The 16,351-nt window shown below is 39.4% G+C and carries 15 protein-coding genes; 12 read left to right on the forward strand and 3 right to left on the reverse strand.

Annotated elements, in window-relative coordinates; genetic code table 11:
• Positions 1-19: 19 nt before the first annotated feature.
• Positions 20-1,141, reverse strand: coding sequence for a radical SAM/CxCxxxxC motif protein YfkAB (gene yfkAB, locus AKG34_RS00955; protein ID WP_407946269.1), 1,122 nt, complete (start codon positions 1,139-1,141; stop codon positions 20-22).
• 155 nt (positions 1,142-1,296) lie between these two features.
• Here yfkAB and AKG34_RS00960 point away from each other — a divergent pair, with 155 nt between their 5' ends.
• Together AKG34_RS00960 and AKG34_RS00965 are read left to right on the forward strand one after the other, a co-directional pair.
• Positions 1,297-1,485, forward strand: a complete 189-nt coding sequence (locus tag AKG34_RS00960; protein ID WP_053344373.1) for an SE1561 family protein — start codon at positions 1,297-1,299, stop codon at positions 1,483-1,485.
• A gap of 315 nt (positions 1,486-1,800) precedes the next feature.
• Positions 1,801-3,369 carry a fumarate hydratase gene (locus AKG34_RS00965; protein WP_053344374.1) on the forward strand — a complete coding sequence of 523 codons (1,569 nt, stop codon included), beginning with the start codon at positions 1,801-1,803 and terminating at the stop codon, positions 3,367-3,369.
• A gap of 47 nt (positions 3,370-3,416) precedes the next feature.
• On the opposite strand, the gene AKG34_RS28195 is transcribed toward AKG34_RS00965, so the two are convergent.
• Positions 3,417-3,554, reverse strand: a complete 138-nt coding sequence (locus AKG34_RS28195; protein ID WP_162878737.1) for a hypothetical protein — start codon at positions 3,552-3,554, stop codon at positions 3,417-3,419.
• Positions 3,555-3,665: 111 nt separating this feature from the next.
• On the opposite strand from AKG34_RS28195, the gene AKG34_RS00970 reads away from it, so the two are divergent.
• The 8 genes from AKG34_RS00970 (at position 3,666) to AKG34_RS01005 (ending at position 10,964) form a co-directional block, all read left to right on the forward strand.
• On the forward strand, positions 3,666-3,851 hold the full coding sequence (locus tag AKG34_RS00970) for a hypothetical protein (protein ID WP_053344375.1): 186 nt from the start codon (positions 3,666-3,668) through the stop codon (positions 3,849-3,851).
• Positions 3,852-4,320: 469 nt separating this feature from the next.
• On the forward strand, positions 4,321-5,106 hold the full coding sequence (gene pdaA / locus AKG34_RS00975) for a delta-lactam-biosynthetic de-N-acetylase (RefSeq protein ID WP_053344376.1): 786 nt from the start codon (positions 4,321-4,323) through the stop codon (positions 5,104-5,106).
• Between the two features lie 122 nt (positions 5,107-5,228).
• Positions 5,229-6,113, forward strand: a complete 885-nt coding sequence (locus AKG34_RS00980) for a DNA-3-methyladenine glycosylase family protein (protein ID WP_053344377.1) — start codon at positions 5,229-5,231, stop codon at positions 6,111-6,113.
• On the forward strand, positions 6,110-7,492 hold the full coding sequence (gene rlmD / locus AKG34_RS00985; RefSeq protein WP_053344378.1) for a 23S rRNA (uracil(1939)-C(5))-methyltransferase RlmD: 1,383 nt from the start codon (positions 6,110-6,112) through the stop codon (positions 7,490-7,492). The genes AKG34_RS00980 and rlmD overlap by 4 nt, the downstream gene beginning before the upstream one ends.
• A 117-nt stretch (positions 7,493-7,609) precedes the next feature.
• Positions 7,610-8,128, forward strand: a complete 519-nt coding sequence (locus AKG34_RS00990) for a YehS family protein (protein WP_053344379.1) — start codon at positions 7,610-7,612, stop codon at positions 8,126-8,128.
• Between the two features lie 626 nt (positions 8,129-8,754).
• Entirely contained in the window at positions 8,755-9,531 is a 777-nt protein-coding gene (locus tag AKG34_RS00995; RefSeq protein ID WP_053344380.1) for a transporter substrate-binding domain-containing protein, read from the forward strand.
• Between the two features lie 57 nt (positions 9,532-9,588).
• Positions 9,589-10,233 (forward strand): amino acid ABC transporter permease, encoded by a 645-nt coding sequence (locus tag AKG34_RS01000; RefSeq protein ID WP_053344381.1) that lies wholly within the window; start codon positions 9,589-9,591, stop codon positions 10,231-10,233.
• On the forward strand, positions 10,230-10,964 hold the full coding sequence (locus AKG34_RS01005; protein ID WP_053344382.1) for an amino acid ABC transporter ATP-binding protein: 735 nt from the start codon (positions 10,230-10,232) through the stop codon (positions 10,962-10,964). The genes AKG34_RS01000 and AKG34_RS01005 overlap by 4 nt, the downstream gene beginning before the upstream one ends.
• 284 nt (positions 10,965-11,248) lie before the next feature.
• Here the strand turns inward: AKG34_RS01005 and AKG34_RS01010 are convergent, their stop codons facing one another.
• On the reverse strand, positions 11,249-13,756 hold the full coding sequence (locus AKG34_RS01010) for an NEW3 domain-containing protein (protein ID WP_053344383.1): 2,508 nt from the start codon (positions 13,754-13,756) through the stop codon (positions 11,249-11,251).
• 272 nt (positions 13,757-14,028) lie between these two features.
• On the opposite strand from AKG34_RS01010, the gene AKG34_RS01015 reads away from it, so the two are divergent.
• The gene (locus AKG34_RS01015) at positions 14,029-15,255 is read left to right on the forward strand and encodes an ROK family transcriptional regulator (protein WP_053344384.1); all 1,227 of its coding nucleotides are present in this window, start codon (positions 14,029-14,031) and stop codon (positions 15,253-15,255) included.
• Positions 15,255-16,346 carry an extracellular solute-binding protein gene (locus tag AKG34_RS01020; RefSeq protein ID WP_053344385.1) on the forward strand — a complete coding sequence of 364 codons (1,092 nt, stop codon included), beginning with the start codon at positions 15,255-15,257 and terminating at the stop codon, positions 16,344-16,346. The genes AKG34_RS01015 and AKG34_RS01020 overlap by 1 nt, the downstream gene beginning before the upstream one ends.
• Positions 16,347-16,351 lie beyond the last annotated feature (5 nt).

Genomic DNA, 16,351 nt, shown 5'->3' on the forward strand with positions numbered 1-16,351 from the left:
TGATTGGCGAGTTTTTTTCTCATATATTAGACTTTCTTACGCTGAAGTCTTCTTTAGGGTAATATGCATTTTTGACAAGAACATTCGGACCGAGACATTTAACCGACGAACAGTGGCAGTTTAATTCATTGGCCAGCTTCGAATTCATCCATGTTTCATAGGATTCGGTTAACGGCTGATCAATGATATTTCCCAAAGTAGGTGCATCCCCAAAATCGGTAACAATGACTTCTCCGGTAAAAATATTGACATTCAAACGAGAGCGTCCATCAGGGTCATTCCGAACTGTCACTTTTTTAGCACTGTAAAGCCGCTGAAGCAGCTCTAAATCTTCTTTGCTGTTGTTACATGGATAGAATGGGAGCGTTCCGAAAAGCATCCATACATTTTCATCCCGAATATTAAGTAGATGATGAATCGCCTCGCGCATGTTCTCCAATGATAACGTTTCAAGTGCTGAGGCGAAATCACTTGGGTACATCGGATGTATTTCATGGCGCTGACATCCCATTTCAACGACAATCTGTCTGTGGATATGCTCAAGATGCGGCAAGGTGCGTTTATTAAGCATCGTTTCTGCAGAAACTAGTACACCTGCTTTTGTCAGGGCACGGGAATTTTCAATCATTTTATCAAATAATTTTTTTCGTTGCTCGCGCGAAGGTTTGCGGTCCATCATGGCAAAACCGATATCGATGAATTCATCGATCGTTCCCCAGTTATGGGAAATATGAAGAACATCCAAATAGGGTATGATTTCCTCATACCGTTCCAAGTCAAGGGTCAAGTTAGAATTGATTTGGGTACGAACTCCACGGTTACGAGCATATTTTAATAAAGGTAAAACATAATTTTTCACTTGTTTTTTAGAAAGCATTGGTTCACCGCCAGTTATACTTAGCGAGCGAAGCAATGGTATCTCATCGAGGCGCTGAATTATTAATTCTAAAGGAAGAGCATCCGGGTCTTTTGGCTGAAGTGTGTAACCGACAGCACAATGTTCGCAACGCATATTGCAAAGGGTAGTGGTTGTGAATTCGACATTGGTAAGACTGAGCTTTCCGTATTGTTCAACGTCCATATATGCTTCCCAAGGATCATACTTGGGTGTGATTGGTGTTAAAAGATCTTGCTTGATTATAGACATGTTTAAAACTCCTTACGTAATAATGCACTAACCCATTATGAACAATGGGCACAAAAATTGTCAAATGGCGGAGAGCTTCATTTTAGCTTGCCATTGCACTTTCAAGAGGATTTCGTTACGATGGAAGAAGAACGGAAGGAGAGTGCCTCATGGGAAAAACCATTACAGGTAAAAACGAACAATTAACATACTTAAAAGAACGCCTCACGATGTTCATGGAGGTTCTTGACCATATTGAACCAGAAAATACAGAATTAGAAGATATTGATCGCTTAATCGGCATGCTTGATGATTTGGAAGTTAAAGTAGAACAATTTAAAACGCGCAAAGAAGGATAATATCTGTACGATAGTATGATTTTTTTATAATTAATATTCATAAAGGGATGACGCTATTTACTCGTCATCCCTTTTTATATGTAAGGAAGAAAAATGGTTATTTAAAATTAGGTAATTATCGGTAATTTTTTTGCTTTATGCTATTCTTAGCGCCATGATTATTTCTCTTCACACTGATTTTCATTAAGAAAACTAATTACTTGTTTTCGAAAGATTATGTTAGATGTATAATAAAACGGGTGTTGTATCATTTGCTCTTATATAGAGAAGCGGTGAATGATTAAATCTAGGGGAAATAAGAGGGGGAAGAGAAATTTGGATATTCAAAAATTCCAAGAAAGTATGTACAGTCTTATCGTTGAAACTTCAACGAATCTTCCAAAGGATGTTCGTCGTGCGGTCAAAAGTGCGAAACAACGTGAAAATGCAGGTACGCGTTCAGCGTTGAGCCTAACAACAATCACGAATAATATTACAATGGCTGACGACAATGTATCACCGATTTGTCAGGATACAGGTCTGCCGACATTTAAAATTAAAACTCCAGTTGGTGTGAACCAACTTGAAATAAAAGAAGCAATTCGAAATGCAATCATTTTAGCAACAAAAGGCGGAAAGCTTCGTCCAAACGCAGTTGACTCTTTGTCAGGTGAAAACAGCGGGGATAACCTTGGGGAAGGTCTTCCTGTCATGAAATTCGATCAATGGGAAAAAGATTACATTGATGTGCGTCTTATATTAAAAGGCGGCGGCTGTGAAAATAAAAATATTCAATACAGTCTTCCGATGGAGATTGAAGGATTAGGTAAAGCCGGCCGTGATTTAGACGGAATCCGTAAATGTGTTCTTCATTCCGTATACCAAGCGCAAGGACAAGGCTGTAGCGCAGGGTTCATCGGCGTTGGTATCGGGGGAGACCGTTCATCCGGATATGATTTGGCTAAGGCTCAACTTTTCCGCAGCAACGAAGATGTGAATCCGAATGAGGATCTTCGTAAACTAGAAGAGTATATTATGGAGACGGCTAATGAATTGGGAATCGGCACGATGGGCTTTGGCGGAGAAACAACACTGCTTGGCTGTAAAATTGGTGTCATGCACCGTATTCCGGCAAGCTTTTTCGTATCGGTTGCTTACAACTGTTGGGCTTTCCGTCGCTTAGGTGTGAAAGTGAGCCCAGAAACAGGAGAAATCAATGAATGGCTATATCAAGATGGCGAGAAAATTGACTTTGCTCTAGAAGCAGAAAAAGCAGCGAAAGAAGAAGTAGCCGCAGCAATAGAAGCGGAAGTTGAAGCACCGCGTGAAATCATCCTTCAGGCACCAATTACGGAAGAACAAATCCGTGAGCTGAAAGTTGGTGACGTAGTCCGGATTAACGGAAGAATGTATACTGGCCGTGACGCGATACACAAGCACTTGTCTGAAAACCCTGCACCAATTGACCTTGATGGACAGATTATCTATCATTGTGGGCCGGTTATGCTTAAGGACGAAGAAGGTAAATGGCACGTGAAAGCTGCAGGTCCGACAACTAGTATACGTGAAGAACCATACCAAGGCGATATCATGAAAAGATTTGGCATTCGCGCTGTTATTGGTAAAGGCGGAATGGGTCCAAAAACACTAGAAGCACTAAGTGAACACGGTGGTGTTTATTTAAACGCGATCGGCGGCGCAGCTCAATATTATGCAGACTGCATTAAATCAGTCGAAGGTGTGAACTTCACTGAATTTGGTATTCCTGAAGCAATGTGGCACTTGAACGTTGAAGGATTTACCGCAGTTGTTACCATGGATTCACATGGAAACAGCCTGCATAAAGACGTACAGCAATCTTCATTAGAAAAACTGTCACAATTCAAAGAACCTGTATTTAAATAAGATGTATGCAAAAGACGCTCACCAATTCGGTTGAGCGTCTTTTTACCTTACTCTTCTATTTTCGGCAATGGATCAATCCTTTTTGAATCCCCTAAATTCAATCCACTTTTCACAAAATAAACAAACAGTCCCGCACCTAATCCCAGACAACCAATAAAACCTAACGTAATCACCCATTCAAGCATTGTATACGCCCCCTTGCTAATGTATATGAAAAAAAAGGCTATTATTGCCTTAAAAAAGTACAATCTTTTTGCACCTTTGCTCATACATTAGAAGAGAAAGGGGGGAGTAAAATGCAAAATAGCATCTTATTGTTCTTTGTCGCAATGTTAACAGGTTTTGCTTTCATCCATCTTCCTGTGGCAGGCACGATTTTCTCCGGACTTGAACCAACTTTAGACGTAATTGGAATTGTAACCGTTATCGTTTTTGCCATCGTCGTCATTTGGAAGGCGGTACAGGCGTTATTTAAAGGGTAAATAGATAGGGGGCCTATCCTTTTAGGAGGATAGGCCTTTTTTTGTGTGGAATTTGTTCGTTGTGGATAAAATTCGTCCAACAGAAAGATAATTCGACCGTAACAGGCAAGAATTCGACCTACAATTCGACCGTCATCGGGTATAATTCGTCCTACGTGGCAATAATTCGACCGTAACCGGCAAGAATTCGTCCTACATGGCAAAAAATCGACCGTCATCGGGGAAAATTCGTCCTACATGATGAAAATTCGACCGTAACCGGCAAGAATTCGTCCTACATGGAAATAATTCGACCGTCATCGGGTATAATTCGTCCTACATGAGGAAAAATCGACCGTAACCGGCAATAATTCGTCCTACATGGCGATAATTCGACCGTCACCACGAAAAATTCGACCTACGACAATATCATGCATATAAATCTTCATGTTCCAAACACTAAGAAAAAAAGAACATGGGGGATAATCCAATGAAAAAAATGGCGATTCTATCCGTTTTTATATGCTTGATCTGCTCTTTAGCAAGTCCGGCTTTTGCGGAGTCCTATAATTGGGGCTTCAATAAAGGGAAAAACGGAACTCCTGCCGATGCAGGAAAAAACTTCAATGAAATGCTGCCTAAATATGAAGCAATTTATAAAGGTGACACAACGAAAAAAAACATATATTTAACGTTTGATAATGGTTATGAAAATGGATATACGGCCCAGATCTTAGATGTGTTAAAAAAACATAAGGCCCCAGGAACATTTTTCGTCACTGGTCATTATTTAAAAACCGCACCGGAGCTTGTTGTCCGTATGGCGAATGAAGGTCATATCGTCGGAAACCATTCCTGGAATCACCCTGATATGACCAGTGTGACGGATGAAGTCATTCGCACAGAACTGCAACGGGTTAAAAAAGCAACTGAAAAATTAACGGGCCAACAGGGGATGAACTATTTAAGGCCGCCGCGTGGTGTATTCAATGAGAGAACAATGAAAGTCGCACAAAAAGAAGGATATTACCACATTTTCTGGTCGCTTGCTTATAAAGACTGGGTCGTTGACCAACAAAAGGGTGCAGCTTACGCTCATGATGAAGTGCTTAAACAGATTCATCCAGGTGCGATTTTATTACTGCATACTGTTTCAAAAGATAATGCAGAGGCGCTTGACTCGATTTTGACTGATCTTGAAAAACAAGGATACACATTCAGCAGTCTGGATGAATTAATGATTGAAAAACACCTGCCAAATCGAATGCTTTATTAAAATAAAAAGCGGAACCTGAAGTGAAAATACAGGTCCCGCTTTTTTCCATTCTCCTCATTTTTAAGTAATATTTCAGGAAACATGCTATAATACGTGGAAAACTGCTAAAGGATGGATCGCTTGTGTGGACGGAAAAATTACAGGTCCAGGGACCATATAATTTCGACCTTGTTCTCGAACGATTATCGTTAGACCCACTTCAAGTAGTTGATTTTACTAACAGAACGGTAAAAGTTCCGCTTTATATAGAAAAAGAACCAGTCGTTTTGCATGTTCAGGCAATAGGAAACATCGAAGAACCGACCTTTATCATTAAAGGTCAATCAGAGGAATACAAGTCTAAAGCAATCGAACGGTTAAAAAAGGTGTTTCATTGGCATCAGCCATTAGAAGGCGTTTCCCAGCATTTCCGAAAATCTGATTTGAGGGGAATCTTTGAAGAGCACCGCGGTACAGCCATAGTCTTGGACTTCGATTATTACAGTTGCCTCGTCAAATGCATCATACATCAGCAATTAAACTTGTCTTTTGCGCATATACTCACGGAACGGTTCGTGAAAACATTTGGCTACCAGATAGATGGTGTGTGGTTTTATCCAACACCGGAAACGACCTCACAACTTCAGGTGGAACAGTTAAGAGCCATTCAATTCAGTGGCCGAAAAGCTGAATACGTCATCGGACTATCCCAGCAAATCACTCATGGCCATCTTAATCTTGATCTGTTGGCAGAGCTATCCGATCAAGAGGTTATGGATATACTAATAAAAATACGCGGAATCGGTAGATGGACGGCTGAAAACTTCCTGCTTTTTGGACTTGGAAGGCCGAACCTTTTTCCAAAAGCCGATATTGGCATTCAAAACGCCATAAAACTTTTATACGGCTTACCGCAGAAGCCAACCCAAGAAGAAATGGAAACCTACAGTGCAAAATGGGCTCCATATCTAAGCTACGCTTCCCTCTATTTGTGGAGAAGCATCGAAAAACGGAGTGAAAAGAAATGACAAACATGCAAGATACAACACTAGAAGTAAATCAAACCCTTCCATTAACCATTAAACGGCTTGGCATAAACGGAGAGGGAGTCGGCTACTTTAAAAAGAAAGTCGTCTTCGTCCCAGGAGCATTACCAGGTGAAGAAATTGTAGCTTTAATAACAAAAGTGCAGCCAAACTTTTCTGAAGCAAAAATAAAAACCATCCGGAAAGAATCGCCACACCGCATTGCCGCACCATGCCCAATCTACGCAGAATGCGGTGGCTGTCAACTACAGCATTTAAGCTATAGTCAACAGCTTATTGAAAAACGCGATATCGTCATTCAAGCGATGGAACGTCATACGAAATTCCCGATTTCTTCATTAAATATACAAGAAACAATCGGCATGGAAGATCCTTGGAACTATCGCAACAAAAGTCAGTACCAGGTCGGTCAGAAAGATGGCAAATTGATTGCCGGTCTTTACGGTTTGAACTCCCATAACTTGATCGATATTCCCAACTGTCTTGTCCAACACAAAGCTACTAATAAAGTAACCCGTACGGTGAAGAAGATACTAAAGAACTTGAATATCTCGATCTATAATGAAAGAAAGAGAAAAGGTGTGATCCGAACAGTCATTACAAGAGTTGGCTTTGAAACAGGCGAAGTACAGGTGGTCTTAGTTACAGGAGCGGAAGAAATTCCACAAAAAGATCAATTGCTTAAGCAAATTCGTGACCAACTGCCGGAAGTGAAATCGGTCGTTCAAAATATTAATAACCAAAACACATCACTTATTTTTGGCGAAAAGACGATCCATCTGGCTGGCGAAAAAGTCATCAACGAAACATTGGGTGATCTATCGTACGAACTATCGGCCCGCACTTTCTTCCAACTTAATCCAGTTCAAACAGTCCGCATGTATGACGAAGTGAAAAAAGCGGCAGCCCTAACCGGTACCGAAAAAGTCGTTGACGCGTATTGCGGCGTAGGAACCATCGGACTTTGGCTATCGGAAGATGCAAAAGAGGTTCGCGGAATGGACGTCATCAAAGAATCCATTGAAGACGCCAAGAAAAACGCCATAAAACACAAACGCACCAACATGCACTACGAAACAGGAAAAGCCGAAAACATCCTGCCACGCTGGACCAAAGAAGGATGGAAACCGGACGTATTAGTCGCCGACCCACCAAGAACTGGCCTGGACCAATCCTTACTGCAAACTATCCTAAAGGTCAAACCAAAAACCATTGTGTATGTATCATGTAACCCATCCACATTGGCAAAAGACCTACAAGAATTGAGCGCTTTATATAACGTAGAATCCATGCAGCCTGTGGACATGTTCCCGCAGACGAGTCATGTTGAAGTTGTGACAAAGTTGAAAAGGAAAGAATAAGCAGAAGGATCCGAGAATCTGTAAAAGGTTCTCGGATTTTCATCTGCGTTTATTTCAATCCATTTGTGAAATAATGAAGGTGCTGTAAAAAATAAGAAATATACAGGAGGTTTATGGATGCATAATCATGATATTTTAATTAGATTAAGATATGCTCTGGATATAAAAAATAAAGATATGGTAGAGATATTTAAACTTGGGGATATTGAAGTAACAAGAGAAGAAGTCATGCAGATGCTCACAAAACCAAAAGACGGTTTCTATGATGAATACGACGACGATGATATGGATGATGAAGGTATAAAATGTAACAATACGATGTTGGAATCCTTTTTAAATGGCTTGATCATTTTTAAAAGAGGGAAACAAGAACCAAAACCCGGCCAGCCAGAAAACCCGGCACCGACTGCAAAGAATAAGGAAAGCATGAATAATATTCTGCTAAAGAAATTGAAAATTGCGCTGACATTAACAAGCGAGGATATGATTGATATCCTGGATGAAGCAGGAGTCATGATAACTAAAGGAGAATTAAGCGCCATCTTAAGAAAAGTTGGTCATAGAAATTATAAAGAGTGCGGGGACAAATTCGCCAGGAATTTCTTAAAAGGGTTAGCTTATAAATATAGGGGATAAGGGAGCAGCCAAGTAGTTGAAATAAAACTACTATATGAATAAGATGCTCATACCAATGCTCAATTTTTTTGAAAGTTACTTAACCGTTAATAAGAAATAAAAGAATCCTAATTTCTCATTTATGACCCTGAGAAAATTAGGATTTTTTGCAAACTTCACCAAAATCCAATGTTCCGCCACATACGCTCTACACATGTTGAATTAGTAACAAAATTAGTTTTAAAATAAAATAGTAGACCACTAATTAAAGTTGTGCATAAAGTGTGGACAAAGGAAAGAAGGAAGAAGGAGAAATCCCAATCCCTCAAGCCTTTCTCCTATCCTTGTGCATAACTTTTTTTAGAGGGGAGAAAGAACGACCCTATATATTATTGAGAAAAATGAAGTACAGCAATGAGAGTGTTCCATTGTAAAAAGCCCATTCTATTGAAACTTTTTTTAGTATACGTTTCAATACCAGTTTCTAATTACCATCACCTAAACTAGATTAGGAAAATCATCCCTAATATTATTTAAAGAAAATAATATATATTCAAAAAATTCATACTATAATACTTTATACTTATGCTATATTATAGGGAGAATTATTTATTATCACGTATAATCTAAGAATTGGAGTGATTTGAATGAAGAAACTTGGTTTATTTAGTATGTTTTTGATTCTTACTATCATTATCTCAGCTTGTGGAAGCAATGATGAAAAAAATGCAGGTGAGAAAGAGAAAAGTCAAAAGGTATATAAAGTTGGTGTGGATACGACATATCCTCCCTTTGAATTTAAAGAGGGAAACGACTATAAAGGTATTGATATTGAATTAATCAATGCAATAGCAAAAGACCAGGATTTTAAAATCAAATTTTCTCCAATGGATTTCGGTGGTATTATTCCAGCGATGCAAGCCAATCAGCTTGATGTCGCTATTGCAGGAATGAGCATTACAGAGGAAAGAAAAAAGGTAGTAGATTTCTCAACGCCGTATTTTGATGCAGGATTAACAGTGGTTGTTAAAAAAGATAATACAAGTACTAAATCAGTCGATGACCTTAAAGGAAAGACCATAGCAGTGAAAAAAGGGACAACCGGTGCTAAATATGCACAGGATAATTCCAAGAAACTAGGAATTAAAGTTGTTCAATTTAATGATAGTCCAGCTATGTTCCAGGAAGTAGCAAACGGTAATGCCGAAGCACTTATAGAAGATTATCCTGTTATCTCCTATGCAATTGCTCAAAAAGACCTTGGGTTAAAAATCGTAGGTGATCGTTTGAATGGAGATCAGTATGGAATTGCTGTATTGAAAGGGCAAAACCAGGATTTATTGAAAAAAATAAATGACGGTCTTGCTAATCTTAAAAAAGATGGAACATACGATGAAATATTAAAAACTTATCTTGGTGAATAGATTTATGCTTATTAGGCGCGCTTAAAGCGCGCTTTCTTTTTCTAAGGGGTGAATAGAATGGATATAATTGTTGCGGCATTGCCTATTTTATTAAAAGGACTTCAGGTGACACTTTATATCTTTGTAATTGCCATTATCCTAGGTTTCTTGATTGGTTTAGTGGTGGCCTTGCTGCGACTTGCTCCTATCAAGATCTTGAACTGGATTGCAAAGGTTTATGTAGATGCGATACGAGGAACGCCGTTTATTGTGCAATTGTTTTTTATATATTTCGGTGTGAATTCACTGAATTTGATTTCTTTAAACAGTACTACAGCTGGAATAATTACCGTTGCCATCAATGCAGGGGCCTATTTTGCTGAGATAATAAGAGCGGGAATTCAATCCATCGATAAAGGGCAAACAGAAGCGGCAAGATCAATCGGATTCACTGGTACTCAAACAATGCGATATGTAGTACTGCCACAAGCCTTTAGAAGGATGCTTCCCACCATTACGAACCAATCGATCATTAGTCTAAAAGATACATCTCTATTATCCGTTATCGGTATAGCGGATTTAACACAGCAAGGGCAGATTCAGGCTTCGGCAACCTTTGAAGCGTTCAAGATTTGGCTTGTTGTTGGTGTGATTTACTTTATCATCATCTATTTGTTAACCCTTATTGCTAACTTCATAGAAAGGAGGGTACAAGTTCGATGAGCATCATTACTGTAAAAAACCTGAGAAAATCATTTGGAACTGTCGAGGTTTTAAAAGATATTAATGCAGAAATAAAAGAAAAGGAAGTAATTTGTGTAATAGGTCCTTCTGGATCTGGAAAGAGTACATTTCTGCGCTGCCTGAATCTTCTTGAGGAAGTTACGGGCGGTGAGGTGGTCATTAATGGGCATGATATTACTGACCCTAAAGCGAAAATCAATATCAACAAAGTTAGACAAGAGGTTGGAATGGTTTTTCAACATTTCAATCTATTCCCTCATAAAACCGTGTTGGAAAACATAACGTTGGGGCCTATTAAAATTCGTGCCACCGATAAAGCTGAAGCGGGAAGATTAGCGCTTGAGTTACTGGATAAGGTTGGGCTAAGGGAAAAAGCAAATAGCTATCCAGGAGAACTATCCGGAGGACAAAAACAACGGGTTGCCATCGCAAGGGCATTGGCCATGAATCCGAAGATTATGCTATTTGACGAGCCGACTTCTGCACTTGACCCTGAAATGGTCGGAGATGTTTTAGAGGTAATGAAACAACTTGCTAAAGAAGGTATGACAATGGTTGTTGTTACCCATGAAATGGGCTTTGCCCGGGAAGTTGGAGACCGTGTCATATTCATGGACGGAGGGTATATTGTAGAAGAAAATGAACCGAATGAATTATTCGGTAACCCTCAGCATGTTCGAACCAAAGCCTTCTTAAGTAAGGTGCTTTAGGCAGGTAGAGTGTGGGAATGAATGGCTAAAAGAGTGAATGCATATCACTTAAGAGGCTTATAAAACTCACCAACGTTGAAGTTAAAATAAATTAAAGTTGTGCATAACGTGTGGACAAAGGAAAGAGAGAAAAAGGAGAAATCCTAATCCCTCAAGCCTATCTCCTATCCTTGTGCATAACTTTTTTTGTTTTAGAGGTAAAGGTTAATCGTGTTCAATCAGGCTAAACATTCATACAAAAAAGTAACCTATGCATTCAACACCCGCACAGGTTACTTCTCTAGTTACTGGGCCCCGTAACTAATCAAGTTCGTCATGATTCGATATCCTCCTGGTACCTGGCTTTGAATTTGCCGGTAGAGGACAAGGTTGGTGTAGAGATAAGTTCCTTTACCGTAATTGGCCATTAGGATTCCACCATCAAATGGTTCTTCATTTGGATCAGCCATGGAAATGAAAGTTTCAAATCTTTCGTCCCATTTCATTGGGAAGTACAATCCTCTTTCTTGAACCCAATTGTTCCAATCGTCCGTTGTTATTTTGTTTGGATAGTTGAAAAGCGCTGATTCTGGTTTCAATACGTTTACTGTGGCTTTTTCATCGGTTACTCTCCAGCGAATGGATGGATTTCCGATTGTAAGTGGATATGGAGCAGTCGTCAGGGCATCCCATCCATCACCAGGTTTGTGGTATTGAACGACAAGGTGACCGCCGTTTTCTACGTATTGAAGTAAGCGCGCGTTATTTGTCTTTAGATCTTCTCGAGATAGATAAGCGCGTATACCTGTAACAATCGTGTCGTATTGGCTCAAATCACCTAATGCTAAATCATCAGCTGTTAGCTTTGTAATATTAAGACCTGTGTTGCTTAAGTAATCGGCTACTTTGTCAAATCCACTCTCAATGTAACCTACTTTTAGTGAAGCTGGCATTAAAAGCTCAAATGCAACGGTGTTGATTGCTGCTGGGTATTGGTAATAGAATGTTCCGATATGGTCATAGGAAATTTCTTGAATAGTAGAATCAAAGGTTTTTCCATTGACAGTAGCTTCTGCTTTTAGCTGATATTCACCATTTTGAATCGTCTTCGGTGGTATAAGGGTGAATTTTACTTGTTTTTCTTCTGATTTTTCATTAAATGATACGGTTGCTTTGGTAGGTGACACTTTCCAATTTTTAGGTATTTTTAAAGCGACGTTTGCTGATGTTTTTCCTTCTGTATAATTTTTTACAGTTACGGTTACTGGTATTTCTTCCTGTACATCTGCTGTGTTTACTACGATGTCTTCAGGTGAAAGGGTAAGACCCACATCAGGTAGGACAGCGATTGTTCCTTCCAATTCTTCTGTGATGGTAGTCTTGGTTTTACCGGATTCATATGAAATGTTGGTTGTAATTGCTGATTTGTCATAAGCATGGTAAAAGGAAGCATCTTTTGGAACGTTAACCTGGTAGGTGATGGTCTCTGATTTATTTGGTGCTAGATTGATTGCTTTAGATTTTGTTTTAGCTTTCCATCCTTTAGGCACGTTCAATTTGGCAGAGAATTTTTTCAATGTTTGTTTTCCGGTATTCTTCACTGTTACGGTTACGTTCGTATTTTGACCTTTTGTAAGGATCGCAGAGGCTGATTTTGCTTGAACATATAGTCCTGAAGAGACATAACTAACGTTTTGTAATTGCTCTTCTTTTAATGAGAGCTTATGAAGCAAGTCGTTCTTCAACTCAGAGTTTAGCTTTGCCTTTTTAATTTGCGAAGTAAGTGAACGTACATGAGAAAGAGCTGTTTGGGATGTTGTGAAAACACGTTGATCATTCGGATAGGCCGCAATAACTGTGTTCAAATCCCGTTGTACATTTTTAAAATAAGATTTTAACTTTGAAGCTGAAACTGGGAGTTTATCAGCCCATTCGGTAAAATTATAAGGTACTCCTGCAAAAAGGTCTGACTGGTCTTTCGTATCAACTGCACTTTGTTTCAAATCTAGATGAACCTGGCGAGGTGCTGCAGGGATATCAGAGCCCATTCCTTGGCTTTTATGCAGATAGCGGGATTGTTCTCCAAGCTGTGGATAAGTCATACCGTATATTGGGTCATAGGTACCGATTTCAATGGATGTGGTGGCTTTATCTGCGGAGGAAACAGGTAAATATAATTTTTTCACTTGCCATACCGATAGACCTTGTTTCAATTGTTGTGGAAAAACAGATGGATTAGCCGCATCCTTAAAAGCACGTTCACTTAAGATTGTCATTGTGCGATGATGTCCATGCTGGGTATCATCATTTTGGAAGGATGGCATCAATATATCAGGCTGATATGTTCGGATAAACCGGATAAGCCGTTCATATGTGAGTTCCTCGCCCCATTTTTCTAATGTTTCTTCTGGTGTTTTCGAGAAGCCAAAATCATAGATGGGATCAGAGGTTGTTTCACTGAGATGATAGGCTTTAACCCCGGTAATTTTTGCAGCTTCTATCATTTCTCTTGAACGGATAATTCCAAGAGCATTGTCCAGTTCATCCCCAATTTCATTTTGTCCGCCTTCCCCACGGTTCGCAATTAGGCTGGAGGTCTTCACACCTAACCCTCTCGATAAATAGGCGAGAAAGTCGCTGCGCTCATCATCTGGATGGGCACCGCTGTTTAAGAATGTAACGGTTGTCTCGAGTGGCTTGACCGCATTCCATAACTCAACATTAGGTTTTTCCTTTTTTGCTGCGCTACCTGCGAGCGGCAATAGTGAAAAAACTAACAAAAGTGAAAGCAAAGGTACCAAAATTTTTTTCATGCCTTCCTTTAACCCCTTTCAAATTTAATAAAAAACCTAAGCTTCTTTGAAGACTATGAAAAGTATGTTAGTAATATTACCTAACTAACTTGATGAAAAAGCCTATCTAATAAATAACATAATAGGTTATAATTGTAAATGAACCGAAATAACTATTAAAAACAGAGTATTTGAAATAACCAAAAAAATATCTTGTGCACTTTCTTGATTTAAGTTATATTTTTACTTAATTAGTAAGATTTACTAACTAAATAATGTAAGGCCGTGATGTGATGAGTTTTAAGCGAACACCCAATCATCAAAAATACGTAAATAAAAAAAGAATCATTCAATGCATCCAAGAATGTTCATCTATTTCAAGGGCTGAAATCGCTGTTAAGCTTCAGCTTAGTAAACCGACAGTTTCTCTTGTTGTAGATGAACTTATACAGGAGAAATGGGTATTTGAGAAAGGAATAGGAGAGTCCTCTTCTCAAGGCGGGAGGCGGCCAATCCAGCTCTTTTTCAATGAACGAGCGGCATATATCATAGGAACCGATATTGGCGGAACAAAAGTGAAAATCGTTTTATGTGATTTAAGTGGCAACATCCTTGCTGATACTAGTTTTTCAACAAATATTTATCTGCAATCAGGTCTTCTTAAACAAATGGCTATTGAAACAGATCGGTTACTTGCAAAGAATCAGATCGCGAAAGATAGGATTTTAGGGATGGGAGTTGGGATTCCTGGTATTACACAAACAGCAAGTGGACTAGTAATTGAGGCACCGAGTTTAGGGTGGATTCAGTATCCATTTATAGCCGAAGCGAAACGGTATTTCGATTTCCCTATCTTTGTCGACAATGATGTGAATGCTGCTGCGCTAGGTGAACAGTGGCTAGGGAACGCACAGAATAAGCGAAACGTACTGTTTATTGCAGTTGGCACAGGGATAGGAAGCGGCATTATCTTGAATAACCAGTTATACAGAGGGGCTTCGAGTGCAGCTGGAGAGATGGGATATATGGTAACTAATAAAGAGGATATGAAGCGTGAATTTAAGCCGATTTTCCACAGATATGGCTATTTAGAAAGTGTTGCAGGAGGAAAGTCCATTGGTGCTCATTTTACTAGAGCAGTTCTTAAGGATCCTCATCATTCCTTTTTTGAACGGGCCCAGTCTTCTGAACTATCAGGTGAAGATGCTTTTTTGTTCGCAAAAAAAGGAGATTCGACAGCTATAGCTGTCATTAATGACGCCATCGAACATTTAGCCTACGGAATTGTCAATGCAGCCTGCTTGCTAAATCCAGAGGTCATTATTTTAGGAGGTGGTGTATTAAATTCATCTGAATACATTTTACCTAGAATTCGGGAGATTGTTGATCGATATCTTCCAAGTTTAGTAGAAATGAAAACTTCACAACTGGGAGAAAACGCAGGAGTTTTGGGAGCGGTTTCCCTATTTTTAAGAGAACATGATAGCATTTTGAATTTTCATAATGAGGGGGATTATTAATGAATAATAAGAAAAAGTCGTTTGTTTCAGTGCTAACCTTATCGGCAGCTTTATTGATTTCTGGATGTAGCAGTACAGATACAAAAACGAATTCGAATGCAGGCGGTGCCAAAGAAGAAAAAAGTGAATTAGAAGATAAGATTGTAGTTTATTCACCGCATGGAAAAGATATTTTATCAAAATTCGAGACTCAGTTTGAAGAAAAATATAGCATTGATGTTGAGTGGCTTGACATGGGGTCTCAGGAAATCCTTGATCGTGTTCGATCAGAGAAAACTAATCCGCAGGCAGATGTTTGGTGGGGAGCACCTTCCACGAACTTTAACCAAGCAAAGGATGATGGACTGCTAGCTGCTTACCAACCTACCTATTCTGATAGTCTTGATGAAGGGTTCCACGATCCAGAATGGTATTGGACGGGAACGAGCCAGACTCCAGAAGTCATCATGTATAACAGCAAGGAACTATCAAAAGACGAAGTACCAAAAGATTGGGATGAGCTGCTTGACCCGAAATGGAAAGATGAAATTATCATTCGCTATCCGCTAGCATCTGGAACGATGAGGACGATTTTTTCTTCGATGATTTATCGCACGTATAAGGATACAAATGATCCTCAAGAGGGCTATGATTGGTTAACGAAGCTCGACCAAAATACAAAAGAATATTCAGCCAACCCGGAAATGATGTATAACAAAGTAGCCAAAGGAGAGGGTTCACTATCTGTTTGGGCAATGCCGGACGTTGTCATGCTGAAAGAAAATAAAAACTATCCGTTTGAGTTTGTTATTCCAGAAAGCGGAACACCGGTGTTGACAGAGGGAATTGCCATTGTTGAAGGTGCCAAGCATCCAAAAGCAGCTGAAGCGTTTTATGAGTTTGTGAACTCACCAGAAGCTGCGAAAATTTTAGCTGAGGAATTTTACCGGATTCCGACAAGAAGTGATGTGACGGATTTACCTGAATGGATCACGGAAACAGATATTAAAACGATGGATATTGATTGGGATGTTTTCCAAGAAAAAGGTGACGAGTGGATGAAATATTGGGACGAAAATATTAAAAGTGGAGATAAAGAAATAAAAGAATAAGGAAG

The sequence above is a fragment of the Peribacillus butanolivorans genome (assembly GCF_001273755.1).
Classification (GTDB): Bacteria; Bacillota; Bacilli; order Bacillales; family DSM-1321; genus Peribacillus; species Peribacillus butanolivorans.

Coding starts and splice junctions, on each gene's coding strand:
- AKG34_RS00960 (WP_053344373.1), top strand. CDS start 1,297: ATGGGAAAAACCATTACAGGTAAAAACGAACAATTAACATACTTAAAA.
- AKG34_RS28195 (WP_162878737.1), bottom strand. CDS start 3,554: ATGCTTGAATGGGTGATTACGTTAGGTTTTATTGGTTGTCTGGGATTA.
- AKG34_RS00970 (WP_053344375.1), top strand. CDS start 3,666: ATGCAAAATAGCATCTTATTGTTCTTTGTCGCAATGTTAACAGGTTTT.
- pdaA (WP_053344376.1), top strand. CDS start 4,321: ATGAAAAAAATGGCGATTCTATCCGTTTTTATATGCTTGATCTGCTCT.
- rlmD (WP_053344378.1), top strand. CDS start 6,110: ATGACAAACATGCAAGATACAACACTAGAAGTAAATCAAACCCTTCCA.
- AKG34_RS00990 (WP_053344379.1), top strand. CDS start 7,610: ATGCATAATCATGATATTTTAATTAGATTAAGATATGCTCTGGATATA.
- AKG34_RS00995 (WP_053344380.1), top strand. CDS start 8,755: ATGAAGAAACTTGGTTTATTTAGTATGTTTTTGATTCTTACTATCATT.
- AKG34_RS01000 (WP_053344381.1), top strand. CDS start 9,589: ATGGATATAATTGTTGCGGCATTGCCTATTTTATTAAAAGGACTTCAG.
- AKG34_RS01005 (WP_053344382.1), top strand. CDS start 10,230: ATGAGCATCATTACTGTAAAAAACCTGAGAAAATCATTTGGAACTGTC.
- AKG34_RS01010 (WP_053344383.1), bottom strand. CDS start 13,756: ATGAAAAAAATTTTGGTACCTTTGCTTTCACTTTTGTTAGTTTTTTCA.
- AKG34_RS01015 (WP_053344384.1), top strand. CDS start 14,029: ATGAGTTTTAAGCGAACACCCAATCATCAAAAATACGTAAATAAAAAA.
- AKG34_RS01020 (WP_053344385.1), top strand. CDS start 15,255: ATGAATAATAAGAAAAAGTCGTTTGTTTCAGTGCTAACCTTATCGGCA.